This is a genomic window from Streptomyces sp. CA-179760 (assembly GCF_050937045.1).
In the GTDB taxonomy this organism is placed as follows: domain Bacteria; phylum Actinomycetota; class Actinomycetes; order Streptomycetales; family Streptomycetaceae; genus Streptomyces.
Genome location: NZ_JBNJLZ010000001.1, coordinates 4,711,598 through 4,738,575 on the forward strand (window position 1 = coordinate 4,711,598; position 26,978 = coordinate 4,738,575).

At 70.9% G+C, this 26,978-nt stretch carries 18 protein-coding genes, 1 tRNA gene and 3 pseudogenes; 11 read left to right on the forward strand and 11 right to left on the reverse strand.

What is annotated here, in order from left to right:
* Window positions 1-53: 53 nt before the first annotated feature.
* Window positions 54-4,151, reverse strand: a complete 4,098-nt coding sequence (locus ACQEV8_RS21245; RefSeq protein WP_432962478.1) for a hypothetical protein — start codon at window positions 4,149-4,151, stop codon at window positions 54-56.
* 410 nt (window positions 4,152-4,561) lie between these two features.
* Here ACQEV8_RS21245 and ACQEV8_RS21250 point away from each other — a divergent pair, with 410 nt between their 5' ends.
* The 3 genes and pseudogenes from ACQEV8_RS21250 to ACQEV8_RS21260 form a co-directional block, all read left to right on the forward strand.
* Window positions 4,562-5,029: a hypothetical protein gene (locus ACQEV8_RS21250; protein ID WP_432962480.1), complete on the forward strand. Its 468-nt coding sequence runs from the start codon at window positions 4,562-4,564 to the stop codon at window positions 5,027-5,029.
* A gap of 43 nt (window positions 5,030-5,072) precedes the next feature.
* Window positions 5,073-5,243, forward strand: a pseudogene (locus ACQEV8_RS21255) (ferredoxin); the annotation flags it as partial.
* Between the two features lie 144 nt (window positions 5,244-5,387).
* Window positions 5,388-5,561: pseudogene (locus tag ACQEV8_RS21260) on the forward strand (PIG-L deacetylase family protein); the annotation flags it as partial.
* 624 nt (window positions 5,562-6,185) lie between these two features.
* Here ACQEV8_RS21260 and ACQEV8_RS21265 read toward each other — a convergent pair.
* Window positions 6,186-6,707, reverse strand: coding sequence for a winged helix-turn-helix transcriptional regulator (locus ACQEV8_RS21265; RefSeq protein WP_432962482.1), 522 nt, complete (start codon window positions 6,705-6,707; stop codon window positions 6,186-6,188).
* 86 nt (window positions 6,708-6,793) lie between these two features.
* Between ACQEV8_RS21265 and ACQEV8_RS21270 the strand changes: the two genes are divergently transcribed.
* Window positions 6,794-8,389, forward strand: a complete 1,596-nt coding sequence (locus ACQEV8_RS21270) for a phytoene desaturase family protein (RefSeq protein WP_432962484.1) — start codon at window positions 6,794-6,796, stop codon at window positions 8,387-8,389.
* A 71-nt stretch (window positions 8,390-8,460) separates the two neighbouring features.
* Complete coding sequence (locus ACQEV8_RS21275) at window positions 8,461-8,982, forward strand: hypothetical protein (RefSeq protein WP_432962486.1); 522 nt, start codon at window positions 8,461-8,463, stop codon at window positions 8,980-8,982.
* A gap of 91 nt (window positions 8,983-9,073) precedes the next feature.
* Here the strand turns inward: ACQEV8_RS21275 and ACQEV8_RS21280 are convergent, their stop codons facing one another.
* From ACQEV8_RS21280 to ACQEV8_RS21300, 5 genes are all read right to left on the reverse strand, one after another.
* Complete coding sequence (locus ACQEV8_RS21280; protein WP_432962488.1) at window positions 9,074-9,745, reverse strand: response regulator; 672 nt, start codon at window positions 9,743-9,745, stop codon at window positions 9,074-9,076.
* Window positions 9,742-10,779, reverse strand: a complete 1,038-nt coding sequence (locus ACQEV8_RS21285) for a sensor histidine kinase (protein ID WP_432962490.1) — start codon at window positions 10,777-10,779, stop codon at window positions 9,742-9,744. Before ACQEV8_RS21285 ends, ACQEV8_RS21280 begins: the two co-directional genes overlap by 4 nt.
* 178 nt (window positions 10,780-10,957) lie before the next feature.
* On the reverse strand, window positions 10,958-11,296 hold the full coding sequence (locus ACQEV8_RS21290; protein WP_432962492.1) for a hypothetical protein: 339 nt from the start codon (window positions 11,294-11,296) through the stop codon (window positions 10,958-10,960).
* An 894-nt stretch (window positions 11,297-12,190) separates the two neighbouring features.
* A tRNA-Ser gene (locus ACQEV8_RS21295) sits at window positions 12,191-12,277 on the reverse strand.
* A gap of 63 nt (window positions 12,278-12,340) precedes the next feature.
* Window positions 12,341-13,756, reverse strand: a complete 1,416-nt coding sequence (locus tag ACQEV8_RS21300) for a S1C family serine protease (protein ID WP_432962494.1) — start codon at window positions 13,754-13,756, stop codon at window positions 12,341-12,343.
* Window positions 13,757-14,043: 287 nt separating this feature from the next.
* On the opposite strand from ACQEV8_RS21300, the pseudogene ACQEV8_RS21305 reads away from it, so the two are divergent.
* From ACQEV8_RS21305 to ACQEV8_RS21315, 3 genes and pseudogenes are all read left to right on the forward strand, one after another.
* Window positions 14,044-14,870 (forward strand): annotated as a pseudogene (locus ACQEV8_RS21305) (glycerophosphodiester phosphodiesterase).
* 153 nt (window positions 14,871-15,023) lie between these two features.
* A complete protein-coding gene (locus ACQEV8_RS21310) occupies window positions 15,024-15,662 on the forward strand; it encodes an ATP-binding protein (RefSeq protein WP_432962496.1) in 639 nt (212 codons plus the stop codon).
* Between the two features lie 196 nt (window positions 15,663-15,858).
* Window positions 15,859-16,824, forward strand: a complete 966-nt coding sequence (locus tag ACQEV8_RS21315) for a DUF5926 family protein (protein ID WP_432962498.1) — start codon at window positions 15,859-15,861, stop codon at window positions 16,822-16,824.
* 244 nt (window positions 16,825-17,068) lie between these two features.
* On the opposite strand, the gene ACQEV8_RS21320 is transcribed toward ACQEV8_RS21315, so the two are convergent.
* Window positions 17,069-17,704: a hypothetical protein gene (locus tag ACQEV8_RS21320; protein WP_432972872.1), complete on the reverse strand. Its 636-nt coding sequence runs from the start codon at window positions 17,702-17,704 to the stop codon at window positions 17,069-17,071.
* 102 nt (window positions 17,705-17,806) lie between these two features.
* Entirely contained in the window at window positions 17,807-18,472 is a 666-nt protein-coding gene (locus tag ACQEV8_RS21325; RefSeq protein ID WP_432962500.1) for a bifunctional DNA primase/polymerase, read from the reverse strand.
* A 503-nt stretch (window positions 18,473-18,975) separates the two neighbouring features.
* Here ACQEV8_RS21325 and ACQEV8_RS21330 point away from each other — a divergent pair.
* A complete protein-coding gene (locus ACQEV8_RS21330; RefSeq protein WP_432962502.1) occupies window positions 18,976-20,490 on the forward strand; it encodes a PP2C family protein-serine/threonine phosphatase in 1,515 nt (504 codons plus the stop codon).
* 76 nt (window positions 20,491-20,566) lie between these two features.
* A complete protein-coding gene (locus ACQEV8_RS21335; protein WP_432962504.1) occupies window positions 20,567-22,033 on the forward strand; it encodes an aminopeptidase P family protein in 1,467 nt (488 codons plus the stop codon).
* On the opposite strand, the gene ACQEV8_RS21340 is transcribed toward ACQEV8_RS21335, so the two are convergent.
* Together ACQEV8_RS21340 and ACQEV8_RS21345 are read right to left on the reverse strand one after the other, a co-directional pair.
* Window positions 22,030-22,839, reverse strand: a complete 810-nt coding sequence (locus tag ACQEV8_RS21340; protein WP_432962506.1) for a triphosphoribosyl-dephospho-CoA synthase — start codon at window positions 22,837-22,839, stop codon at window positions 22,030-22,032. The two genes, ACQEV8_RS21335 and ACQEV8_RS21340, sit on opposite strands and share 4 nt — an antisense overlap.
* 9 nt (window positions 22,840-22,848) lie before the next feature.
* A complete protein-coding gene (locus tag ACQEV8_RS21345) occupies window positions 22,849-23,781 on the reverse strand; it encodes an intradiol ring-cleavage dioxygenase (RefSeq protein WP_432962508.1) in 933 nt (310 codons plus the stop codon).
* Between the two features lie 183 nt (window positions 23,782-23,964).
* On the opposite strand from ACQEV8_RS21345, the gene ACQEV8_RS21350 reads away from it, so the two are divergent.
* Entirely contained in the window at window positions 23,965-26,958 is a 2,994-nt protein-coding gene (locus ACQEV8_RS21350; RefSeq protein WP_432962510.1) for a glycine--tRNA ligase, read from the forward strand.
* Window positions 26,959-26,978: the final 20 nt, after the last annotated feature.

Consider the following 26,978-nt stretch of genomic DNA (forward strand, 5'->3'; position numbering starts at 1 on the left):
GACTCGTATCACTCAACCGCCCTAAGACTTCGCCCTGTTGCCGGATCACGACCTCATCGGCCGGCGCACGGCGCGTCGTAGGAGAGCCGGGGCAGGTACGCGCGCCAGGTGTCCGGCGTCAGAACACCCCGGGTCATCGAGCAGATGCGGCGTACGGCCTCGTCGGTGTCCAGGTTCCAGAGCCGGACACTGTCGGCGCCGCTCGACACCCCGAGCAGGTGGCGGTCCGGGCTGAACGCCAGGAAGTTGCCGGTCTTGGCGTTGGGGCTCATGGAGTGGCCGATCGCCGTGGCCTCGGCGGGGTCGGAGACGTTCCACAGCCGGACGGTGCTGTCGTTTCCGCCGCTGGCCAGGGTCCGGCCGCTCCGGCTGAACGTCAGCGACACGACCGCTTCCGTGTGCCCCGTGAGGCGCGCCTCCTCCGAGGCCTCGGCAGGGTCCTCGATGTCCCAGAGGCGGACCGAGTTGTCGTCTCCGGCGCTGGCCAGTGTCCGGCCGTCGGGGCTGAGGGCGAGGGCGTTGACGGCTCCGAGATGGCCCCTGAGAGGTGCGCGGATCAGGGTCGTACGGCCGGGATCGGCCGTGTTCCACAGCCTGATGGTGCCGTCCGCGCTGCCGCTGGCGAGCGTACGGCCGTCCGGGCTGAAGACGAGGGCGTTGACGTAGCCCTTGTGCCCGGCGAGGGGCGCGCCGAGCGGGCGGGGACGGGAGGGGTCACCGATGTCCCACAGCTGGACGGTGCGGTCGTCCGAGGGGGTCGCCAGGACCCGTCCGTCCGGGCTGAACGCCACCGGGTCGGCCAGACGGATCCGCAGAGGGGTGGAAGACCCGTGCGGGACGGGGCGTTCCGGATCGCCGAGGTTCCACAGTTGCAGGGTCCGGCTGCCCGTCACCACCGCGAGGGTGCGGCCGTCCGGGGAGAACTCCAGGGAGCGGACGCCGCCCTCCGGCCGGAACGGCTTCCCCGTCCGTACGGGCCTGCCGGGCGTCCGCACGTCCCACAGCCGCACCCGCCCGTCGAGCGCCGCCGTCGCGAGCACCCGCCCGTCCGGGCGGAACACTCCGCTCCGGCCGGTCATGTCCGACGTCGGCAGCGCCCACAGGCGGACCTTGTTGTCGCCCGCCCCGGTGGCGAGGGTGCGCCCGTCGGGGCTGAAGCCGAGCGCGTACATCTCGCCGCTGCTGCCCGCCAGGGGCCCGCCGACCTGCGACGGGTACGCCGGATCACCGACCTTCCACAGACTCGCGGTGCTGTCCGCGCTGGCGGCGGCGAGCATGTTGCCGTCAGGGCTGAAGGCCACGGACCACACCGGCCCGGTATGGCCGGTGAGCGGCGTACCGATCGGTGCCGGACCACGGGAACCGGCCAGGTTCCACAGCCGTACGGTGTTGTCCGCGCTGCCGCTGGCGAGCGTACGGCCGTCCGGACTGAAGGCCACCGAGTGCACGGTGGCGGTGTGGCCGGTCAGCCGCTCCCCGGCCCGCTCCGGGCGCCGGGGGTCGGTGACGTCCCACAGCCGGATCGACCCGTCGTCGCCACCGGACGCCAGCGTCCTGCCGTCCGGGCTGAACGCCACCGAGCGCACGGCGGTCGAGTGCCCGGTCAAGGGCTTGCCCAGCGCCCGCGCCCGGCGCGGATCGGCCACGTCCCACAGCCGTACGGTGCGATCGACGCCGACGGAGGCCAGCGTGCGCCCGTCCGGGCCGAAGGCGACCAGGTAGATCGTGCTGTCATGGCCGGTCAACGGCTTGCCGAGCCGCTTCGGGTGGCCGGGGTCCGTCACGTCCCACAGCCGGATCGTGCCGTCGTCGGACGCGCTGGCGAGAGTACGGCCGTCCGGGCTGAACACCGCGCTGCTCACCCAGCTCGTATGGCCGGTGAGAGGCTCGCCCAAGGGCTTCGGGCGCTTCGGGTCGGACACGTCCCACAGCCGTACGGTCCGGTCGTAGCTGGCCGTGGCGAGGGTCCGCCCGTCCGGGCTGAACGTCGTGAGGTAGACGGCGCCCGTGTGGCCGACCAGCGGCGTGGCCAGCGGGGCGTTCACTATGGACATCAGGCGGCTGTTCGCGCCCTTGTCGTCCGGCCGCAGCCGGTGTGCCACCAGGTCGAGCTGCGCGGACAGCGACGGATCCGTGTCCTGGACGCGGTCGGCCTGGGCGAGGACCTGCTCGAACACGGCCTCGTCCCGCTGCTTCGACGCGATGACGGCCGATCCCACGGCCAGCATCGCCAGGACGACCAGCGTCGCCACCGCGCCCCGGCTGATCCACGTCACGCGCCGGCGCAGCCTGACCGAGGCGGCCAGGAACTCCACCGCGTTCCGGGTCAGGAACGTGTCCCCGGCGGACTTCGCCCAGCCGTGGGCCTGTTCCAGCCGGGAGCCCCGGTACAGCAGTGACGTGTCGCGCTTCGACTCCTCCCAGGCCCGGCCGTCCTCCTCCAGGCGCTGGCGCAGCAGATTGCCCTGCCGGTCGTCGTCGATCCAGTCGCGCAGACGCGGCCAGGCGTGCAGCAGCGCCTCGTGGGTGATCTCCACGGTCTCCGCGTCGAGAGTCACCAGCCGGGCGCGGACCAGCGCCTCCAGGGACTCCTCGGTCTTGCCCGGGTCGGTGGACTCCTCCGCCAGCTTCCGCCGGGTCCCCCGCCTGCGGGTGGCCTGGGTGTCCTCGCCGAGGCGGACCAGCCGCAGCAGGAGCAGCCGCGCCGCCGTGCGCGCCGCCGGGTCGAGGCCGGACCAGGCCCGCTCCGCGGTCGCCGCGACGGCGCCCTGGATGCCGCCGGCCGCGCGGTAGCCGGCGAGGGTGAGCCGGCCCGCCTTCCTGCGCTGCCAGGTGGCGAGCAGGGCGTGCGAGAGGAGCGGCAGCACACCCGCGTCGTGGGCCCCGCGCGGGCCGTCGGCGCTGACCTCCCTGACGATCAGCTCCGCCAGGCCCGGTTCCAGTTCCAGGCCGACGGCCTTGGCCGGTCCGGTCACCGCCTCGCGCAGCTCCGCCGTGGTCAGCGGCCCGAGCACCATGTGCCGGTGCTGGAGCGCGTCGGCCAGTTCGGGATATCTGAGGCAGCGCTCGTAGAAGTCGGCGCGGATGCCCAGGACCACGACCGCCGGGGCGGGTTCGTCCCGTCCGGCGGGTGAGCACGCGGCGTGCAGGGCCTCGATGAAGGCACGCCGGTCCGCCTCGTCGGGGCAGAGGGTGAACGTCTCCTCGAACTGGTCCACGATGACGACCGGGCGCGCGCCGGAGGGCGCCACGCGCCGCGCCCAGGCGGCGACGGCGGCACGGACGGCGTCCGGGGAGAACGGAACACCGGATTCCGCCTGCTCCGCCTGTTCCGCCTGCTCCGCCCCCTGTTCCGCGGTTGAGGCGTCGCGCTCCTCCACCCCCTGTTCCGGTTCCGTGGCGGACGGGACGTCGGTGGCTTCCGCCCCGGACAGCAGGATGGGCCCCAGTTCGGGGACGCACCGGGTCAGCTCCGCCAGCGGATCACCGCCCGGGACGAGTTGTACGACCTTCCGCTCCCGGCCGAGCTCCGCACCGTCGTCGCCCAGCGCGCCGTCCCGCAGGGCGGGCACCAGACCGGCGTTCAGCAGCGAGGACTTACCCGCCCCCGACGCGCCCACGAGCATGACCAGGCCGCCCGCCTCAGCGACGGCCCCGAGCTGCGCGACGAACGCGTCCGTACTGCGCTCCCGACCGAAGAACCATCGGGCGTCCTCCCGACGGTAGGAGGCCAGCCCGCGGTACGGGCACAACCCGCCGGGCACGGGCGGGTCCTGCTCCTCGGCGGAAGACGCCACGGGCCGTTCGCCGACCGGGTCGGCCAGCGCCTGCTCCCACAGCCGCTGCCACTGACCGAGGTCGTACAGGCCCGGGGACACCGGAGTGGGCCGCGAGCGTCGCGCCTCGGGTATCAGCACCTGCAACACGGCCGCGAGAGCGGCGAACTGGGCGGGTGCGTTCCGGGCCCGCCGCCAGTCGCTGATGCGCTGGGCGGACACCCGCACGGGCCGCCCGCGTTCGTCGACGCGCTGAAGCCGGACGACCGCTTCGGACACCCGCTTGAGGGGAGGGTTCCCGGCTTCCTTGTACAGCAGTGCGAGGCGTTCCGCGAAGGCGGTGCGTGCCCCCGAGTCGGAACCCAAGGTCTCCACTCCTTACTTGTCGCGCCTGGACGTCCGGACCGGAAAACTCACTCTATATGGCTGACCTGCGGTAATACCGTCCGTCCGGACTCCGGACCTCCTCGTCGGCGGCGGGGAATGGCAGGATCCGGACGCAGCAACGCACCATTCCGGTCAGCTGCGATCCGCTTCCGTCTCCTGCCGTCCCGTGCCATTCAGCGCCATGCGCGCCGGACGACGGTAGCCCCGCCGCTCGGCACCGGTCCCCACGAGGGGAGGGACCGGTGCCGAACGACGTGGTGATCCTCCCCCGCGGACCGCGTCCGCCGGCTCCGACCGGCCCTGGATAACTGACGATCCGTCAGTTATGGTCGCGCCTGCCGTACCGCTTCCGGAACGACGTACCAGCGACGTACCAGCGACGTACAGGGGTGAGCGCGATGAGGACACGTCCCGAGAGCCCGGAGCCGCAGGGCGACCCACGCTGGGTGGCGATGCTCTACCGGCCGGCCACGAAGTCCTGGCGCGCCGCGGCGGAGTCGCCCCACCGCTCGCCCGTGCTGTACGCGCTCGGCGAGATGACCCAGACCATGCGCGCGCGGGGCGACGAGGTGACCGTCGCCCTCTGGGGGCCGAAGGACGGCACATGGCACTTGTTCGACACCTCGCTGAAGCAGACGACTTCACCTGGGCCGCACCCGGAGACGGAGACCTCCGGCGAACCCACCAGCCTCGCCGAACGGATGACCGGCCGCCGCCACCAGGTCCTCATGGCCGGCCTGAGCAAGGCCGGCTTCTACGACCTCACCCCCGAGGACGACAGCACCGTCCAGGCCCTCGTCGAACGGCTCGACGAGCCCGCCGTACGCCGGGTCGCCCACTGGCTCGCATCCGTCGGCACCCGCTAGCCGGGCCGGTTCAGCGGGCGGTGCGCCGGGCAGAGGAAGGGGCATGAAGGTCTCCGTCAACCGCGAACTCTGTTACGGCTCCGCCGAGTGCGCGCACCGGGCCCCGGCCGTCTTCGAGTTCGTCGACGGATACGGCGTCGTCCGCCCGGGCCACGACAGCGCAGGCCTCGCCCCGGAGATCCTGGAAGCGGCGGAGAAATGCCCCAGCCAGGCCATCACGATCACGGACGCGCCCTCGTCACCGGGGGTCGGCGGTAGCTGGGCCGCGCGGATGCCACTGCCATCCCCATCGCCATCGCCATCTCCATCTCCATCTCCATCTCCATCTCCATCTCCATCTCCATCTCCATCGCCGAGCCTGCTCGCGGTGTTCGCCCACCCCGACGACGAGTCCCTGGTCGCGGGCGGCGTCCTCGCCCGGCACGCGTCCGAGGGCGCTCGCACGGCGGTCGTCACGGCGACCTGGGCTGCGGACACCCCACGCGCCACGGAACTGGCCGAGGCCTGCCGCATCGTCGGCGCCCGAGAGCCTCCGTAGGGGCCCTCTGGGCTTTCCAGAGGGCCCCTACGGGGGGTGCGTAGTGGTCAGCACGACTCAGCCCCTCGTCGGTTCGGACGATGTACCAGTAGGACAGTAGACACGCGGAGGCGTGGCAGCCGGGATTTTGCTCGTCGCTCCGTCGCCGGACCATGCGGCTCAGTCACCGACAACGGAGTCGAACTGCCGCCTCACGAACGAGAGGACCCGTTCGTGGACCACGATGCCGAACGGCGGCTGCGACGTAGCCCGACGTCCTTCCAGGGTCTGGCCCGGTCGCCGCGCACTCTGCCGTCCGTAGGAAGTAGACGTGCCATTCCCGTGCCAGCCCGTGCATAGTCCTCATCTGGACGCCAGGAACCACGGTGTGAGCAAGAAGGATGAACGTACGCGGATCTTCTACGCCAAATTCACCACGCGCCTGGGCAACAGCCTTGCCTGCGCTGCCACCACCGACTGAGTGACCTGCACCGCCCCCTCCGGCCGGCAGATCGCCCGCTTCCACGGCCAGGCCAGGCGACGACCGGCAGGATCGGCTTCATCCACACCATGCGCTGCTTGCGCGGAGGGGCCTCCGGAAGGACTCTGGGGCCCCTGCCGGAACGCAGCATCGAGCGGTCAATCAGAGCCGTCCAACGACTTGGCCCCCGGCCCCGGGATCGCCGAGACCTGTCCTGGAGCGGTGATCTCGTGTCCGGAGGCGCAGGTCACCACTGTCCGAACCGGTCTGCCGCAATCACGGTGGAGCAGCGAGACCGTGGACGCGCCGGGAGGTACGATCCAGCGCTCTGCCCAGTCGTTGAGAGCGATCATGATCGGCACCAGGCTGCGGCCCTTGTCGGTCAGGCGATACTCGTCGCGTCCGCGCACACCCGGAGCACGATAACGGGTCTTTTCCAGGATGCCGTCGGCGACGAGGTCCCGAAGACGGGCAGACAGCACGCTCGGGCTGATGCCGCAGTGCCGCTCGAAGTCGTCGAAGCGACGCGTGCCGTAGAAGGCCTCCCGGAGGATCACGCCCGTGGTCCGCGGGCTCAGGGACCGCAGCGCGAGGTTGATCGAGTCGGGCTCGATGTCCCACGCGTCCCGCCGCCACGGCTCAGCGGGGTCTCCGTGCACTGCTTCAGCCGCGTCGCTCATGTGTCCCTCTCCTGCGTTGTTGCCCACAGCCTAGTCATACCCCTAGTCTGACTACTGTTTTTCGAAGCCAGATGAGGGAGGCATGCGTGAGCATCGGTCAGAGCTACCACCGCAGCACGGTCGGCCAGGCGTGGGACGCGATCGTCATCGGTTCGGGGATCGGTGGTCTGACAACCGCCGCCTTCCTGGCCCGGGCCGGACAACGGGTGCTCGTGCTGGAGAAGCACTCGACGGCGGGCGGCGCCACCCAGACGTTCCGGCGCGCCGGTTACGAATGGGACGCCGGCCTCCACTACATGGGCGACGTCCACCGGCCCACCAGCGGTCTGCGCCAGATTTTCGACCACATCAGCGGCGGCAAGCTGGAGTGGGCCCCCATGCCGGACGTCTACAACCGGGTCTTCATCGGGGACCGGGAGTACGAATACCGGTCCGGTGTGCAGCAGTTCAAGGACCGTATGAAGGAGTACTTCCCGCTCGAGTCCGGAGCCATCGACCAGTACGTCGACATGGTCCACGCGGCGAACCGCGCGGCTCGCCCCTACTTCGCCCATCGCAGTTTGCCGCGCCCCGTGGGAGACACTCTCTACGACGACCTGGCGGCGCCCTTCCGCTCGTTTGCGGACCGGACGGTCACTGAAGTGCTTACGGACCTCACCGACGACGCGGAGCTGCGCGCCGTGCTCAGCGGCCACTACGGTGACTACTCCCTCGCCCCCGGTCGCGCTTCGTTCGGCATGCACGCCATGCTCATCCGCCACTACATCAACGGCGCGAACTTCCCCGTCGGAGGCTCCGCGCGACTGGCGGAGACGGCGACAGACGTGATCACCGCATCCGGAGGAGCCGTCCTGATCTCCGCGGAGGTCGCGACCGTCATGCTGGACGACAAGGGCTCGGCCTGCGGAATCGTCATGGCTGACGGGAGGAGTTTCCGGGCCCCGCTGGTCGTCAGCGACGCCGGTGCGCTCAACACCCTGACGCGGATGGTGCCGGGCGAGGCTTCGGCCCCCGGTCCGCTCGTCGACTCCCTGCGCGCCATCGGCCCTTCACAGACTTACGTCATGCTCAACATCGGCATCCGCGAATCGGGCGACCGGTTGGACCTGGATCCGGCCAACATCTGGGCTCACGCCGGACCCGACATCGACGGCGAGATAGCCGCGTTCGAGGCCGACCCCGAGCACCACGCCATGCCGACGTACTTCCTCACTTTCCCGTCCCTGAAGGATCCGTCCTGGGAAAGCCGGTATCCGGGACGCACCACCATCGACATCGCGGGGCTGACCACCTGGTCGCTGTTCGAGCCGTACGCGGGCAGTGCCTGGATGCGCCGCGGCGCCGACTACGAGCGCCTCAAGGGCAGGCTGACCGAGGAACTGCTGGGCCAGGTCATCCGTTTCTGTCCCCAGCTGGAGGGCCGCATCGACCACACCGAACTGGCGACACCGCTGAGTTTCAACCACTTCCTCGGCAGGGAGAGGGGTGACTTCATGTCCCTCGCCCACACCCCGGAGCGGTTCGCCCTGCGCGACCTCGGCGCCCACACCCACGTCCCCGGGCTCCTCCTCACCGGCCAGGACGTGGCGGCGGCCGGCGTCAGCGGCGCCATCATGGGCGGCGTCGTCGCCGCCTCCGCCGCCCTGGAGCGCGACGTGCTGGAAGACCTCACGACCGGTTGAGCGGCAGCTGCGAAGCACCGAACTACAGCAACCGACCGGATCTCGAAGGCCAAGGATCGCGAGTACCGCGAATGACGACAGGCTCCGCCATGTCCCTGAGCGACTCCGACTTCGCCACTCCGATCGGGGAGCGGTATTTCGAGGACTACGTGCCGGGTGCCGTGTACGACGGCAGCGCCATCATGACCAGGGAGGACATCTGGGTACGGCTGATCTTCACGGATCCGCGGATGCGGGAGGTGCACGCCGACTGGGAGGACGTGGCCCGGCAGGCGGTGGCGCAGCTGCGGATGGAAGCCGCGGCCAACTCAGGCAGCGCCCGGCTGGCGGCGCTGGTCGGTGAACTCGCCGAGCGCGCGTCCGTGAGCTCGTGTCGCCGCACCATACCGACGTCCTGCCCGGCCGACTACGAGATCCACCCAGCCCACCAAGAGCCGTCAGAAACGGCCTGGTCGTGCGGGACGACCTCGGCCAGGTCGATGTCGTCGAAGGCGAGACCGAAAACGCGGGGCGTGTTCTCTTCGAAGAAGTGGACGGTGTCGGCTTTCGCGTCCGCGATGGCACCGGGCCGGGGAAGCCGGCCGTGTGCTTGAACCCGTTTCCGAAGGGCCAGCCCAACGCGGTGATGAGGGTCCGCGTCGTACCAGGTACGGGTAGTCCACAGGGCGTTCGGGCGGTACCGCCTCACGCCAGCCCATGTCGACGCGCGTACAGCGTGGCCGCCGCGCGGTCGCGGGAGTGGGTCTTGGCGAAGACGCGGTTGATGTGAGTCTTGACAGTGTTACCGCTGAGGAAGAGCCGGTCGGCGATCTCGGCGTTGTTGAGGCCCTGAGCGATGAGCGTGAGGATCTCGGCCTCGCGGCGGGTCAGGCCGTCCGGGAGTTTCTGCGCGGGCCGGTCGGACACGGCTGTGCCTGAAGCGGCGGCGAGGAGTGTTGCCTGCACCTGAGGGTGCAGTACGGACAGGCCGGCCGCCGCGCTGTGCAGGGTGGCCGCGATGTGCATTCGGTCGGCGTCCTTGGTCAGGTAACTGCGTGCGCCGGCCCGGAGTGTGTCGAGCACGGAACGGTCGTCCGCATACGTGGTGAGGACGACGATGGCCACCTCCGGGTGTTCGGCCGTCAGCCGCCGAGTGGCCTCGATGCCGTCCATCACCGGCATGTGCAGGTCCAGTAGGACGGCATCGGGGCTCAACTCGGCTACCAGGTCCAGTACTTGTTGTCCGTCGGCCGCGGAGCCCACGACGTCGATGTCGGGGAGGAGGTCCAGCATCAGGGACAGGCCTTCGCGGACACTGGCCTGGTCGTCGGCAACGACGACGCGCAGTGGGCGTTCGGTTTCCCGAGGCTGGTTCACCGCGGTACCCGCGCCGTGACCGTCCACAGCTCACCGGCCCCACCGGGGCTCCGGCCGTCGACGGCACCCGCGGTGAGGGTTCCGCCGAGGAACAGCAGACGTTCGCGCATGCCGGTCAGCCCGTAGCCGCCGTCGACGGTGGCGAAGCCGTCGTTCGATGTGCCGCCCAGCGGGTTGGTTATCTGCAGGGTCACGTCATGGTCCTCATAGGTCAGCGTGAGAGTGACGGGTCGGTGGGGTGCGTGTTTGGCCGCGTTGACGAGCGATTCCTGGGCCGTGCGTACCAGGGCGAGGGTCTGCTCCGGCGGCAGGGACCCAGGAGTGCCGTCCACCTGCAGGTCGACGGCGGCCGCGTGCCGCTGCTGGTGGGCTTCAGCCATCGCGGCCAGTTCCTCGTTCAGCGGCCGGGCGCCGGATCGCAGGGCGTGGACGGCACGCCGGGTCTCCTGCAGCCCCTCGGAGGCCAGCCGATGTGCCACCCCGAGTACAGCATCGGCGCGAGCCGGATCAGGTCGGGTCACAGTGTCGAGGGGCTCGGCGAGCAGTGCGCGGGCCGTCTGGATCTGGATGCTCAGGGCCCCCAGAGAGTGCGCCAGCACGTCGTGGATCTCGCGAGCGATACGGGTGCGCTCGTCGAGGACGGCGCCGCGCTCCTGCTGGGCGCGCAGCTCCTCGGCCTGGGCCAGCAGGACCGCGTTCTGCTCGGCCCGGACCCGGTACGAGCGACGGTTGAGGCCCGCCAGGAGTCCGACGGCCAGTAGCAGCATGATCTCCAGTGCTTTGTGTCCGGCGGACCGGGTCAGGAGTGAGGTGGCGGTCACGGCGGTGGCTCCCGCGGCGAACATCGTCCAGCCGACGGCCAGCCGGGGATCCGCGGCGGCGGCGATCACTGTCACAACGGCCAGACCGGCCATCAACATGATGCCGCTCTGCGCACTCACCACGCAGGACAGCACCGTGATGACACCGAGGACGACCGGTATCACCCGGCGGCCGGCCGTTTGCCGCCGCTCCAGGACGGCCCACCCGACCATGAGAATTCCGCACAGGATGTACACGGTGACGGCGACCGGCAGCGCGACGGGGCCGAGCGAGGAGTGGAGGAAGACGCCGACCCCGCGGCGGCGAAGACTCCCGCTCTGGTGAGCCAGGTCATGGCGAACAGCACATGCTCACGATATTCCTCCGCCTGACCGTCCCGAAGAAAGCGGATCACGACTGTCCACGTCGGTTCGAGGCCCCGGAGGATTTCGAGTCCCGGCCGCCCAGGAACACCGAGCCGTCCTTCTCCGGAGCGAAGGGGATGCTGGACCGGTGCGCACGAAGGGTGACGACCGCGGCCTGGCCGAGCCGGTTGAGGCCGAGTGTCAGAAGAATCGGCTCGGTCGAGGCCGCGACGTGGGCTCCCGCCGCCCCTGCCATCAGCATCAGGGCAATCCGTGTCGCGATCAGGGCAGCCCACCACCAGAGCCCGCCCAGCGGCATCCGGCCCCAGAGGCCGCCGTCGCGGTGCTCCAGACGGAGCGTCGCACCCTGGCCGATCCCGATCACGGCGGCACCGACAGCGCCGACGGCGATGAACCCCGACGTCGGCCTGGGTGACGTCCCCGCTCAGCGATTTCGCCCCGATCGCCGTCAGGATGACAGGAAGCAGGATCACCCGCTTGCCCCGCAGCGGTTCACCGAGCAGTTGGCGCCCCACGACGTAGACGACGATCGCGACGACGGCCAGTGCTTCCAGCATGACGTAGATCTCCCTGGTGTTCCCCGGCGTCGACCGGATGCCTCGCCGGGATCCGACGTTAGGAAGCAACGCCGAACGGCACGTCACACCGCGGGGTGACGAACGGGGTGACATCGCGGGTGACACGATCTGCTCAGGGAAGGGGCCACCAGGTGCCGGAGGCCCAGTCGTGGTCGGCCCACAAGGACTGGAACTGGGGGAACGCTCCTTCCGTCACCACAACCAGGCGTCGGAGTGCCGCACCCGGGACAGGGCGCGGGCGTCGCGGCGCGCGGCCGCGTTGCCGATCCGGTTCTGCCGGGAGCGGGGCCGGCGCGACTGCGCGGCGGCGAGGCGGCGCTTCCCGGCGTTCTGGAGCCGCCGTGTCCGACTCCAGGTCGGCGAGCGTTAAGGCCCTGTGTCCCAACTGCCACGCACTCAAGACTCGGGGCAGGGACCGACACGAACTTGGGGCATTCCTCCAAGGAGTCACTCAACAGCTTCACCGAGCTGCTTCCTCGCGCCACCCATAGGCAGGCTGTCTCACACATGGCCCAAAACACCTGGTGAGAGACCTGCGCGGACAAATATCTGGTCCACGCCTGGTCCACACGCAGTGATCCACAACGCGACAGCCCCGGATCAAGGTGAGACAGCTCAACGTGGAAGGGGTGCCTCTCAGTGAGAGGCACCCCTTCTGACCAGCACATCTATGACCTGCGCGGAGGCGGTGGGATTTGAACCCACGGTGACATCGCTGCCACGACGGTTTTCAAGACCGTTCCCTTCGGCCGCTCGGGCACGCCTCCCCGCGCCGGCCGTGATCGGCGGCGCGGGGACAAGGGTAACGGGTCGGTGCGCGCGGGTGGGGGTCAGTTGTCGCCGCTGCGCGAACCGAGGGTGACGTCGACCGTCTGCTGCTTGCCGCCGCGCTCGTAGGTGATCGTGACCTTGTCGCCGGGCTTGTGGGTCCAGATCTCGCCGATCAGGGTGGGGCCGGAGTCGATCACCCGGTCATCGAGCTTGGTGATGACGTCGCCGGGCTTGAGGCCCGCCTTGGCGGCCGGGCCGCCGGGCTCGACCGGTGCGGCGCCGCCCGCGCCCTGGTCGGTGATCTGCGCGCCGTCCGAGCTGTCGTCCAGGGAGACGGACGCGCCGATCTTCGCGTACACCGGCTTGCCGGTCTTGATCAGCTCCTGGGCGACGTACTCGGCCTGGTTGATCGGGATGGCGAAGCCCAGGCCGATCGAACCGGACTGGCCGGTGCCGAAGCCGCCGTTGCCGGTGGACTGGATCGCGGAGTTGATGCCGATGACATTGCCCTGCGCGTCCAGCAGCGGACCGCCGGAGTTGCCCGGGTTGATCGAGGCGTCGGTCTGCAGGGCGCTCATGTACGACGCCTGGCTGCCGCTGCCGTCGCTGGAGGCGACCGGACGGTTCTTGGCGCTGATGATGCCCGTCGTCACCGTGTCGGACAGACCGAAGGGGGCGCCGATCGCGATGGTCGCGTCACCGACGGCCACCTTCTCGGAGTCGCCGAGGGTGAGGGGCTTCAGGTCGGAGGGGGCCTCCTTGAGCTTGATGACCGCCACGTCGTAGCCCTGCGCGTGGCCGACCACCTCGGCGTCGTACTTCTTGCCGCTCGGGAAGGTGGCGGTGAGCTTGCCGCCGTCCACCGCTCCCGCCACCACGTGGTTGTTGGTGACGATGTGGCCCTGCTTGTCGAAGACGAAGCCCGTGCCGGTGCCGCCCTCGCCGCTGTTGCTCTCGGCCTCGATCGTGACCGTGCTCGGCAGCGCCTTGGCGGCCACGCCCGCGACCGTGCCCGGGTCGCGCTTGACGTCGCCGCCGCTGGTGGAGGCGGAGACCGTCGTGGAGCCGGAGCTCTCGTCGTTGTTCTTCGCCAGGGTGTAGCCGAGGCCGCCGCCCAGACCGCCCGCGACCAGCGCGGCCGCCAGGATCGCGACGACCAGGCCACTGCGGCCGCGGCCGGGCTTCGGCGCCGGCTGCTGGTAGGAGGAACCCCAGCCGCCCGCTCCGTAACCGGCACCGCCGTCGCCGTACAACGGGGTGGCCGGGGGCGGGGGCGGCGGCCAGGCAGGGTCGGGGGCGGAGGAGGAGTCACCGGGATGACCGGCGCCACCAGCGGCGCCCTCTCCATGGGCGGCCTGCCCCCGGGCGCCCTGCCCGTACGGCCCCTGGGGCGCCGGAGCAGCGGGAGCATCCACCGGCACGGGGGGTGCTGACGGGGCGGGGGGTACCGCGGTGCCCTCGTTCTCGGTGCTCACAGCTTCTCTCCTCGATCCACGGCTGCTTTTCCTGGGTCGCACTCGGTCACGCTTTTCACGCTGGCGACGGTCCGGCGCGATACAGCTGTGCTTGTCCCTTTGTATGCCGTCAGCTTTTCCCACGGGACGTCAGAGCACCATAAGCGGTGGCTGTGAGTCCGCGGCCATTCTTTATATAGGTCATTACCGTCGAAAAGGATGCAATTCCAATGCCTCCGTCCGGACCTGTGAATCCGTCGGGTCCGTACGACCGGACGCGTACCCGGACTCGGTGGCACCATGACGCGGTGACCCACGCTCGGCAGCATGTGATTCAAGTCGTCGCCCACCGGGGGCCTCCGAGGACGCCCCGGAGCACACCCTGGCCGCGTACACCAAGGCGATCGAGGACGGCGCGGACGCCCTCGAGTGCGATGTGCGCCTCACCGCCGACGGCCACCTCGTGTGCGTGCACGACCGCCGGATCAACCGTACGTCCAACGGCCGGGGCGCGGTCTCCGCCCTGGAGCTCGCCGACCTCGCCGCCCTGGACTTCGGCTCGTGGAAGACGCGCGAGGCCTGGAAGGGGCGCGACGAGGAGCCCGACTGGGAGCACCCCCCGGAGGACCGCGAGGCGACCTCCGTACTCACCCTGGAGCGGTTGCTCGGACTCGTCGCCGACGCCGGGCGCCGGGTGGAACTGGCCATCGAGACCAAGCACCCCACGCGCTGGGCGGGACAGGTCGAGGAGCGGCTGCTGGCCCTGCTGAAGCGCTTCGGCCTCGACGCCCCGGCCGCCGCCGAGGAGTCCCGGGTGCGGGTGATGAGCTTCTCGGCCCGCTCGTTGCACCGGGTGCGGGCCGCCTCCCCGACCCTGCCGACGGTCTATCTGACGCAGTTCGTCTCACCCCGGCTGCGGGACGGGCGACTGCCCCCGGGCGTGGGGATCGCCGGCCCCTCGATCCGGATCGTGCGCAACCACCCTGTCTACGTGGAGCGCCTGAAGCGGGCCGGCCACCAGGTGCACGTGTGGACCGTGAACGAGCCGGAGGACGTGGATCTCTGCATCGACCTCGGAATCGACGCCATCATCACCAATCGTCCGCGCGCCGTGCTGGACCGCCTCGGCCGCTGAGGCCGACCACACAAGTCCCACCAGACCCACGCACACCTCTTGACCCCACACCTTGACGGGCGGGATCCTCCCGTCCCGGCCGCACCGACGAAATCAAGCCACGCGATTACGGGGAGTGCTCCGGCGCGTTCGTTCCGTATTCGATCGTGGTGAATGCGTCACAGGACGTTGATTGGCCGGTTTCCGGTACAGGCCAATGGGGCATCCACACCGTGGCGTGGGGCGAAGGAGGTCTCGGGGGTGGCGTTGGTGGTGGCACAAGAGGTGCCCACGTCGTCGAGCATGGCCGTACCCCATGGCCCTGCGGGCGTGGGGAAAGCAAGGCACCGTATGCGTTCACAGTTGCACAGCGGTGGCGTAGCGGATTCGGTCATCGACGATGCTGTATTGATCCTTTCCGAACTTTTGAGCAACGCGTGCAAGCACGGCAGACCTCTCGGCGACGCCCTCTCCGGTGACGGCGACGTCCGTGCCGCGTGGTGCGTGGACCCGGCGGGCCGGCTCATCGTCGAGGTCACGGACGGCGGCGGCCCGACCCGCCCCGCCCCGGCGACCCCGTCGGTCACGGCCCACGGCGGCCGCGGGCTGAACATCATCACCGCGCTGGCCGACGACTGGGGCGTCCGCGACGACATCCGCGGCGAGGTCACCGTGTGGGTCATCGTCCACGACGACGTGTACGACCCGGACGCCGGCCACCGCCGCGACGACTTCGTGACGCGCGTCGCGGCCCCGGCGGTGTCCCAGATACCCGGGCTCGACTTCGCGGACGCCTTCGACGACATGGACTGAGCGTCGGACCGAGCATCCGTACCCGCGTCGGACCGAGTACCCGTACGCCGCGCTGGATCGAGTGCCCGTCCACCGCTCCGGCCGAGTGCCCGTCCGCCGCGCTGGATCGAGTGTTGTCCACAGGATCCCGTCGCCCGAGGCCCGAACGGCTAGGCTCGCGAACGTCCGAGACGAGCCGTAACCGGGAGACCCATCGATGGCCAAGAAGCGACCCCAGACGAAGGCCAAGCGCCCGCAGATCACGGATGGCGAGGTCCCGGTTGTAGGCGCCCGCGAGTCCTGCCCCTGCGGCAGCGGCCGCCGCTACAAGGCCTGTCACGGCCGGGCCGCGTCGCACGCCGCGACCGAGCTGGTGCACCGCCCCTTCGAGGGCCTGCCCGGCGAGTGCGACTGGGTGGCCCTGCGCGAGCTGGTCCCGGCGGCCACGGTCGAGCTGCCCCTGAAGGACGGCCTGCCCGAGGGCGTCCCCGCGGTCACCCTCGCCACGGTCCTGCCGATGGCCTGGCCCGCCCTGCGCCGCGACGACGGCTCGGTCCTGCTCGGCCTGCAGAACGACACCGCGTCCGGCGACATCAGCCGCGACCTCGCCGACACCCTCCAGCGCGCCCTGGAGGCCCAGCCCGGTACGCCCGTGCAGGGCCGCCGCGCACCGGCCGACGGTCCGCGGCTGCAGGATCTGCTCGACCCTGAGGGCACCTTCGCGCCAGAAGTGCACAGCGGATTCGAGTTCTGGGTCCCGGACACGGAGAACGCCACGCCGGAGGTGACCGCCTCCCTGGAGCGGGCCAACGCCGCGGCCATCCCGACCGTCAAGCTCCAGAGCGTGGACGCCGCCTACTGGTGCGAGACGCCGGAGAAGAACCATCTGCGGTGGGTCATGCCCCACGCCGAGGAGCAGCTTCTGGACGCTCTCGCGCGGCTGCACGCCGCGGGCCGCTCCAGCCTCGGCGAGGGCACCCGCCTGGTGGGCTCCTTCCGCGCTCACGGGCTCACAGTGCCGGTGTGGGACCTGCCGAGCGGGGTCACGGCCGAGGACGTGGAGAAGCCGGCGGCCGAGTTCGCCGAGCGCCTCGCCGCCGCCCTGGCCACGGAAGCGCCGCTCACCCCGGACGAGCGCCGCGCCCGCGGCGGCCTCACCAACCGGCAGGTCACGCTCAGCTGATGTGCGCCGCGCGGGTCCGGCCGGCCGCCACCCCGGCCGGCCGGACCCGCGCGGCCCGGGACGGGTGACCGCCCTCACAACTCCCGCTGGAGACAAGCCAGTCGGTGACTGGAAAGGGCGAGATCGAATTTGCGAACCGCCGATCTCTTGTTACCGTTCCTGTAGCCCGGTTGCTGGTGCATCCCCCGTCGCCAGCAACCGGGTCTTTTCGTGCCCGCGACCGTTCACCGGACGCGCCCGTTCGTCAACTACCTGTCCACGCAGGTGAGTTACTACCCGAGCGCAGCAGCAGCGGCCCCTGGCCCGCCCGCCGGGCGAACTCCGCGACCGCCGTGTACGCCGCCAGATCCCCCCGCACCGGCTCCCGGGGCGTCTCACATGTCCGCGGCTCGTCCTCGGCGCTCACCGCACACGTCATCCGCACGGTCCGGGCACCGGGCTCCATCAGGGTCAGTACGGCGTCCAGCGCCTCGCCGGTCGCGTTGCGGTAGTAGGTCCGCGCCCAGGTCCGCGCACCCTGCGTCACGACACAGGTCTGCGCCTCGATGCCGTCGGGGGAGGAGACTTCGGGACCGCAGCGCACCGCGGTCGCCAGGCCCTGGCCGAGCGTGGGCAGGGCGGGAACGGCGGAGGGCGTGCGTCGAGACGTCCCGAGCGCCTTGCCGTCGGCGCCTGCGAAGGGGCCGCCCGGGGCGGGACGCACCTCGCCCTGTCCGGAACCGGAGGCGGGCCCACCGCGTTCGGCGGCGCCCTCCGAACGAACGGAATGCCGATCGGAATACCGATCAGAATGTCGATCGGAATGTACGGATCCCGCGGACGCCACCGCCAGCGGCAGCGCGACCGCGCACACCGCCACGACGCCCGCGAGGGCGAGCAGTCTGGCCTTTCGGGGTCCCGGGAGCGGCCCCCGGCATGACGCGGCATGACCCCGGAACTTAACGCCCCGAGGCCGACGCCGGGCCCGGCGCGCCCGACGGTCCTAGAACTCGGGCGCGCTCACACCCGTACGAGTGAGGGCTTCGACCACGGCGTCCACCACGGCCTCGACATCGGGCACCCACGGGGAGGCGGAGCCGGGCAGCGGTGCCCGCTCCCAGCGGATCTCGCCCTGGGGCGTCCCGGACGGGGGCAGGGCCAGATAGCCGCCCTCGCTGTGGAAGCGGAGGGAGCCGGGCACGAAGTCCTTGGCGTAGAGCAGTTCGCCGAGCTGCTCCATGGAGTACGGCTTCACGAGGATCGCCCAGCGGGCGGGGGAGGCGACGACCGGGCCGAGCCGCATGCCCATCCGGTCGAGCGCCTCCAGGGCGCGGGCGGCCGGCAGGGCGGGCAGTGAGACCGCGCAGGGCGCCTTTCCGCCGGTGGCCATGACGATCGGCGCCGTGGGCCGGTTGCCCCACCACCAGCGGATCATGCGTCCGTCGGTGGTGGCCGCGAGGAGGCCGGGGTCGAAGGGGTGCGCGCCGGGCACCGTGCACTCGGCGTCGGGGCAGCCGCAACGGCCCGACACCTGCGGGTCCGCCGCCACGCCCGGGAGTACGGGCCACTGCCATTCCGTCGCGTAGGTCAGGGCCGCGCCGATCAGCTCAGGCGTCCCGTCACCGCGCTTGGACAGGAGCCTGCGTCGCCTTCCGAGGATCTCGCGCATGAGCGCTCGTTCCTTTCCGTTGCACGCCTGGCAACACCGTGGTCCACATCACAACATGTGTCGATCACTTCACTGTGCGTACCTGTTGGCGCATCACACCCCTGCCTGAAGCAGGGGGAACCCCTATGGGTCGAGCTTTGGCTGCCTCCGCGGCCGTCCCGCCCATACTGCGTGTATCAAAAGCACGGGCGTGGCGTAGGGGTGGCGAAGTATGGCGTTTGCCGTCGCGCGTATTTCTCTCCGCCTCCGCCACGGGAGGATGGGGCACGGTCGTCGGTGGATAGGACGCCCGGGTCCGTCGCCAGGTTCCGGGTGATTCCCAACCACCCCTGGCCTTCACCGAGTACGTACCCATCACGACCGTCGTGACGCTCCGTCGAGCAAGCCCAGTCGACCGCAATAAGCCGTCCACTGCTGCAGTTTTAAGCCAACTTTACATTTCAGCAAGAGGAAGGGGAGTTACTCCCTCGGGGCTCACGGACACCAGGAATCCCGGCAGGACAATGCTGGACATCTCCTCACGAGTGCGTGTACATGTGGAGACACTGCTGGCGGCGCAGAATGACATGGGGGTTTGCGATGCTTTTGAGCAGTACGCGCCGGTCGGAAGGCCGGAGACCATGAACGCCCCGCACCCTCCGAAAGTGGCCGGAATCGATTCAACGGTTCCGGCACCCGCACACACTGTCGCGCCCGGCGCGTCGGGTACCTCCCCGGCTGTCCCCGCAAACACCCCGGCACCACCCGGCGCGGTACTGCAGGACCGTCTCGCCGGCTGGGTCTCCGACCTCACCACTCTCCACGAACTGACCGAGCGCCTGGCCCGTACGGCCGTGCTCGACGAGGCGCTCCAGGAAGTGCTGCGAGCCGGCGCCGCCCTCGTGGGCGCCCGGCGCGGCCTCGTCGTCCTGGAACCCGGCGACGGCCTCGGCCCGGACACCACCATCGGCCTGGGCCTGGCTCGCGCCGACCTCGGCCACATCGAGACCGTGCCGCGCAGCGCCCTGTCCTACGGCCGGATCCTCGACGGGCTGCCGGGCGGCGAGGACGGGATCGCCGAGCCCGACCTGTTCGCGACGGAGGGGCTCGACCCCCGTCACCGCGAGGTCGCGGCCCGTCTCGGCTATGCCGCCAGCTTCGCCCTCCCTCTGTCCACCGGGGCCGCGGGCCGCCTCGGGGCCGCCGTCTGGCTCTACGACGAACCCGCCGAGCCGAGCGAGCGCCAGCGCCACCTCATCGGGCTGTACGTCCGGTACGCCGCCGAACACCTCGCCCGGCTCCTGGAACTGGAGCGCACGCGTACGGCCATGGCGACGATGTCGGACGAGCTGCTCCCCTCGCGGCTGCCGCGGGTGTCCGGCGTCCAGCTCGCCGCCCGGCACCGCACCGGCCCGCGAGCCGGCGGCGACTGGTACGACGCGCTGCCACTGCCCGACGCCGCCCTCGGCCTCGCCGTCGGCTCCGTCACCGGGTCGGGGCCCAGCGCGGTCGCGGCCATGGGCCGGTTGCGGGCTTCCCTGCGGGCGTACGCCGTGATGGAGGGGGAGGATCCGGTCGCGGTCCTGTCCGATCTGGAGCTGCTGCTGCGGCTGACCGAGCCGGCCCGCTCGGCCACCGCGCTCTTCGGCTACTGCGAACCGGCCGCCCGCAAGATCACGCTGGCCGGTGCCGGGCACAGTCCGCCGCTGCTGATCGGACAGCGCCGCACGGAATTCGTGGAGACCTCGGTCTCCGCCCCGCTGGGCATGCTCGCCTGCTGGGAGGCGCCGAGCGTGGAGATCCTCGCCGAACCTGGAGAGACGGTTCTGCTGTACACCGACGGGCTGCTGCACCGCACCGGCGAGACCACGGACCGCGCCTTCGCCCGGCTGCACGCGGCGGCTGCCGGAGTGCCGCGCGCGCTGCGGCACGACCCGGGCGCGATCGCCGACCACGTCCTGCGGAGCGTGCTGCCGGACGGGCTGGACGCGGCGGAGGGTACGGAGGACGTCGTGCTGCTGACGGTGCGGTTCGAGTAACGCTCCTCGTCATCGCCCTGAGACGTCTTCCGCGCCGCCGTACAGTGGAGGACGGTCCAGTGCCGTATCGAGGAGGATGACCGTGGCGGAGGAGCTCACACCGGCGACCCCGGACGAGAGCGAAGAGCCGATCAAGCAGCGGAAGAACGGACTGTACCCCGGCGTGTCCGACGAGCTTGCCGAGAACATGAAGAGCGGCTGGGCCGACACCGAACTGCGTGACCTTCAGCCCGTCCCCCAGGCCGCCGAGACCGCCGCCCGCCGGGCCGCGCTGTCCGCGCGCTTTCCGGGCGAGCGTCTGGTGATCCCCGCGGGCAACCTGAAGACCCGCTCGAACGACACCGAGTACGCCTTCCGCGCCTCCGTCGAGTACGCCTACCTCACCGGCAACCAGACGGAGGACGGCGTCCTCGTCCTGGAGCCCAGGAACGAGGGCCACGAGGCGACGATCTATCTCCTGCCGCGTTCCGACCGGGAGAACGGCGAGTTCTGGCTGGACGGCCAGGGCGAGCTGTGGGTCGGCCGCCGGCACTCGCTCACCGAGGCGGAGCAGCTGTACGGCATCCCCGCCTCCGACGTGCGCGAGCTGGCCGGTGCGCTGGGCGAGGCCACCGGGCCGGTACGGGTCGTACGCGGGTACGACGCCGGCGTCGAGGCCGCGCTGACCGACAAGGTCACCGCCGAGCGCGACGAGGAGCTGCGGGTCTTCCTCTCCGAGGCCCGACTGGTCAAGGACGACTTCGAGGTCGGCGAGCTGCAGAAGGCGGTCGACTCGACCGTGCGCGGCTTCGAGGACGTGGTGAAGGTCCTCGACAAGGCCGAGGCGACCTCCGAGCGGTACATCGAGGGCACCTTCTTCCTCCGCGCGCGTGTGGAGGGCAACGACGTCGGCTACGGCACGATCGCCGCGGCCGGACCGCACGCCTGCACGCTGCACTGGGTGCGCAACGACGGGCCCGTGCGCTCGGGTGATCTGCTGCTGCTCGACGCGGGTGTGGAGACGCACACCTACTACACGGCGGACGTGACGCGCACGCTGCCGGTGAACGGGCGGTTCAGCGAGCTCCAGAAGAAGATCTACGACGCGGTGTACGAGGCCCAGGAGGCCGGGATCGCGGCCGTGCGGCCGGGCGCGAAGTACCGGGACTTCCACGATGCCGCACAGCGGGTGCTGACGGAGAAGCTGGTCGAGTGGGGGCTCGTCGAGGGGCCGGTGGAGCGGGTGCTGGAGCTGGGGCTTCAGCGGCGGTGGACGCTGCACGGCACGGGTCACATGCTCGGCATGGATGTGCACGACTGCGCTGCCGCGCGGACCGAGACGTACGTCGACGGTGTGCTGGAGCCCGGGATGTGCCTGACCGTCGAGCCCGGGTTGTACTTCCAGGCCGACGATCTGACCGTGCCGGAGGAGTACCGGGGCATCGGTGTGCGCATCGAGGACGACATCCTCGTCACGGAGGACGGCAACCGCAATCTGAGTGCGGCGCTGCCCCGACGGTCGGACGAGGTCGAGGCGTGGATGGCCTCCTTGAAGACCGACTAGAGCAGACAGTCCAGGAACAGTGCGCCCGCCAGTAGGGGCGCACTGCCGCTCGGGCTCCAGGCACGGCTGGTGAGGTCGGTGTCCAGGGCCCGCAGAGCCTCGGTACCCGGCTCCGTCGCCGTACCTCCCGCCTCCAGGACACCGCGCGCCCCCGCCTGCACATGGCGCAGGCCCAGCGGGCCCGCCGTGTGCAGAAGTTCGGTGTCCTGGAGTGTGGACATCACCGTGAGCAACGCGTTCAGACGGGCCTGGGGCTCGGTCGCGCCCTGGACGCGGGCTGTGGAGAGGGTGGTCAGGGCGCGGCGGACGTGCGGGAAGCCGGCCCTGGCTTCGCCCCTCGCACCGGCCGCGCCGTAGCGGGCCGACACCGTGGAGCCGCGTGAGGGGCGGCGGGGGGCGCGGCGGTCCGGGTGGGCGGCGAGCTGTTTGGCCAGGGCTGTCGTGTCGGCCGGTCGCGCCCCAGGGTTCAGCGCCGCCGCCGCGACCAGCAGGCCGAGCGTCCACAGGGCGCCCCGGTGGCCGCCGCCCGTCAGACCCACCGTGTGTTCGGTGGAGCGGCCGATCGCGCCGAGGTCCGCCCGGAGCCGTGCGCTGGGCTCGCCCGTGCGGCGGGCCGCCGCGGCCATCGCCGTGAGGCCGGGCAGCAGCGCCCTGGCCGACCAGCGCAGGGCGCTGTGGTCGCGGTGGGTGGCCCGGGCGGTCAGATCACGCGGGTCGGGCAGGCCCGGCTTGGGGGCCAGGGCCAGTTGGCCGACCAGCGCGTCGACGGCGGCCTCGGCGAGCGACTCGTCCTCACGGCTGTTCATCGCCGTACCTCAGGAAGAGGAAGAGGGGGATGACGAGGGAGCGGGGGCACCGCTCGGGGGTGTGCCGCCGCCCCCGCTCGGGGGTGTGCCGCCGCCGCCCGCGCCCGTGTTCTCGGCGTCCGGGTCGATGCCCAGGGTGAGGAAGCCCTTGTAGCCCTTGGACGGGTCCTTCTTGTGCACCGCTTCGAGCGTGAGCAGGCCGCTGGACGCACCGCCGCCGTCGTAGACCATGTCGTCGGCGAGCTTCGTGTAGCTGCCGCTGTGCTTGCTGTACGGCTCCAGGGCGAAGATCGACTCGGCGATCTCGTCGTCGAAGAACAGCTGGCCGGTGAAGTTGACCTTGCCGCCCTCGTAGGTACCGTCCTCCTTCGCGCCACCGGTGTGGACCTTCAGGTGGATGTGGCAGGTGCGGGGGGTGTACCAGCCCGGGACGATCGTCTCGAACTTGACGACCCCGTTGGCATTGGCGACCTGGTAGCCGCGCAGATAGGTCTTGTCGTTCGCGGTGGAGCCGTCCTCGCTCTCGGCCGGGGCCGAGCCGCCGGGGTTGGCGGTGGTGTAGCCGGAGTAGTAGCCCCAGGCGTCGCAGTGCCAGATCTCCACGGCCGCGCCGGGGACCGGGGTGCAGCCGTCGGTGGCGTCCACGACGGTCAGGCGCAGGGTCAGCGGGACGCCGCTCTTGCCCTCGGTGATGTTTTTCCGGACCAGCGCGCCGTCGAGGTAGTACGGCCCCTCGGTGACACTCGACATCAGCTCCATGCAGGTGCCGGAGCTCGCGGAGGAGGTGGCCGTCGCCGTGGTCGTCGCCGTGCTCGTGGTCGTCGTGTCCGCGAAGGCCGACTGGTAGCCGGCAGCTGCCAGGCCGCCCGCGGCGACCGTGCCGCCCGCGACCGCCAGGGCGCGGCGCCGGGTGATCGTGGTGTTCTTGTGGTTTCCCGTCATGGACGTGGAACCTAGGGACGCCGGCCGTCAGGTTCATGAGGCTGGGCTGAGAGCCCGCTGTGAATCGACCGGAAGCATCCGGCCAACGGGGTCGTGGGTTAAAAAACAGCAGGTCAGCGGTAGTTGGCTTATGAGATCATGGCCGACCTTGCCGGGCCGACTCGGGGAACAGGCGATTCGATCATGAAGAACGTCCAGACGGCGCTGACCATGCAGGACGCCGTCCTCACCCTGCAGAAGTACTGGAGCGACAACGGCTGCATGATCACGCAGCCGTTGAACACCGAGGTCGGAGCCGGTACGGCCAACCCGGCCACGGCGCTGCGCGTGCTCGGTCCCGAGCCCTGGAGCGTGGCCTACGTGGAGCCGAGCGTGCGGCCGGACGACTCGCGCTACGGCGAGAACCCCAACCGGCTCCAGACGCACACCCAGTTCCAGGTCATTCTCAAGCCCGACCCCGGCAACCCGCAGGAGCTGTATCTGGGCAGCCTGAGGGCGCTCGGCGTCGACCTCGGCGCGCACGACGTCCGGTTCGTCGAGGACAACTGGGCCTCGCCCGCGCTCGGCGCCTGGGGGCTGGGCTGGGAGGTCTGGCTGGACGGCATGGAGATCACCCAGTTCACCTACTTCCAGCAGGTCGGCGGTGTCGCCCTGGATCCGGTGTCGGTGGAGATCACGTACGGCCTCGAACGCATCCTGATGAACCTTCAGGGCGTGTCCCATTTCAAGGACATCGTCTACGCGCCGGGCATCACGTACGGCGAGGTGTTCGGCCAGAACGAGTACGAGATGAGCCGCTACTACCTCGACGACGCCGACCTCGACACCAACCACCGGCTCTTCGAGGCGTACGCGGCCGAAGCCCGGCGCCTGCTCGACCTGGAGCTGCCGGTCCCGGCGTACATGTACGTGCTCAAGTGCAGCCACACCTTCAACGTGCTCGACGCGCGCGGCGCCATCAGCACCACCGAGCGGGCCAAGGCGTTCTCGCTGATGCGCGGTCTGACCCACGAGTCGGCGAAGCTGTGGGAGCGGCGGCGGGCAGTGCTGGAGTATCCGCTCGGCGTGGCGGCCACACCGGCACTGGCCGAGCGGCCCACGCTGCCCAAGGTGCCCGGCGTCGAGACGCTGCTCTTCGAGATCGGCGTGGAGGAACTGCCGTACGCCGACGTGCCCGCCACCACCGAGGCGGTGCGCGAGTCGGTCACCGCGAAGCTGGCCGACACACGGCTGGGGCACGGCGCGATCACCGTGATGGCCACACCGCGCCGGATCGTCATCACGGTCGACGGCGTGCAGCCGCGTGAACGGGACACGATGCGCACCGTGCGCGGGCCGAAGGTCGCCGCCGCCTTCAAGGAGGGCGCTCCCACCCCGGCGTTGCTGGGCTTCGCCCGCAGCCAGGGCGCCGAACCGACGGACGTGCGGATCGTCGACGTCAAGGGGGTCGAGTATGTGGCGCTCACCCGGCACGAGGAGGGGCGCTCGGCCGTCGAGGTGCTCAGCGAGCTGCTGGCCGAGGTCGTGTCCGGGCTGCGGGCCGGGCGCAACATGCGGTGGAGCGACCCGGGGCTGTCGTTCTCGCGTCCCGTGCGCTGGCTGCTCGCGCTGCTGGGGCGAACTCCCCTGCCCGTGGTGGTCTCCTCCCTCTCCGCGGGCGACACGACGCGGGTGCAGCGCCAGGCCCCCTATCCGGAGGTCCGGGTGACTGCCGCCGAGGGCTACCCGCACTTCCTGCACATGCACGGCATCCTGCTCGACCGGGAGTCCCGGCGCGGCGCGGTCGTGCGCGGTGCCGTGGAGGCGGCGGCCGAGGTCGGCGGGCGGATCGACGTGGAGGGCCAGGCCGGACTGATCGATGAGATCACCGACATCCTGGAGTTCCCGTACGCCGTGCGGGGGTCGTTCGACGAGCGCTATCTCGAACTGCCCGCGAGTGTCCTGACCACGGTGATGCGCAAGCACCAGCGCTATCTGCCGGTGCTGGACGGCGAGCGCCTCATGCCGCACTTCGTCACCTTCGCCAACGCCCTGTGCGACGACGACGTGGTGCGGGCGGGCAACGAGGCGGTGCTGCGGGCCCGTTACGAGGACGCCGCGTTCTTCTGGCGGGCGGATCTGAAGGTGCCGCCGGCGGAGTTCCGGAGCCGGCTGGACAAGCTGACCTTCGAGGACCGGCTCGGTACGGTCGCCGACCGCGCCGAGCGCCTCGGCGTCCTCTCCCTCGATCTGGCCGGGCGGGCCGGGCTGGCTCAGGAGACGGTGGACGTCGTCCGTCGCGCCGGCGCACTGGCGAAGTTCGACCTGGCCTCCCAGATGGTGATCGAGTTCTCGGGACTGGCCGGGGTGATGGCCGAGGAGTACGCCCGCCGGGCCGGCGAGTCCGCGGAGGTCGCCCGGGCCCTCGCCGAGATGGAGTTGCCGCGCTCCGCCGGCGGCGCCCTTCCCGCCGGGGACGCGGGTGCCGTGCTGTCCCTCGCCGACCGGTTCGACCTGGTGACGGGCATGTTCATCATCGGGGCCGCACCGACCGGGAGTTCCGATCCGTACGGGGTGCGCCGGGCCGCGATCGGCCTGCTCAACGTGCTGCGGAGCCTGCCCGCGGTGGCCGGGGTGCGGGTCAGCGACGGGCTGCGCGCGGCGGCCGTACGGTATGCGGCGCAGGGCGTCGAGGTGCCGGTCGAGCGGGTCGCCGAGGCCGCCGAGCTGATCACCCGGCGCTATGAGCAGCAGCTCACGGACGCCGGGCACGAATACCGGCTCGTCCAGGCCGTCCTGGTGTGGGCCGACCGGCCCGCCCACGGCGACCGGACGCTGGCCACGCTGGAGCGGCACATCGGCACGGAGGCGTTCGAGGCACTCGCCGCCGCGTTCCAGCGGGTCGTGCGCATCCTCCCCGAGGGCGGCGTCGAGGCGGCCGACCTGTCCCTGCTGACCGCACCCGCCGAACTGCGCCTCGCCGAGAGCGCCGAGGCCGTACGCCAGGCGTTGCAGGGCCGTGAGGACGACCTCGGGGCACTGATCGAGGTCTCCGGGCCGCTGGTCGAGGCGATCAGCGCCTTCTTCGACGAGGTGCTGGTGATGGACCCCGAGCAGGCGGTCCGTGCGGCCCGGCTGGCGTTGCTCACGCAGGTGGCGGGGCTGGCACGGACGACGCTGGACTGGAGTGCGCTGTAGGGGCTCAGGGCGGCAGAACT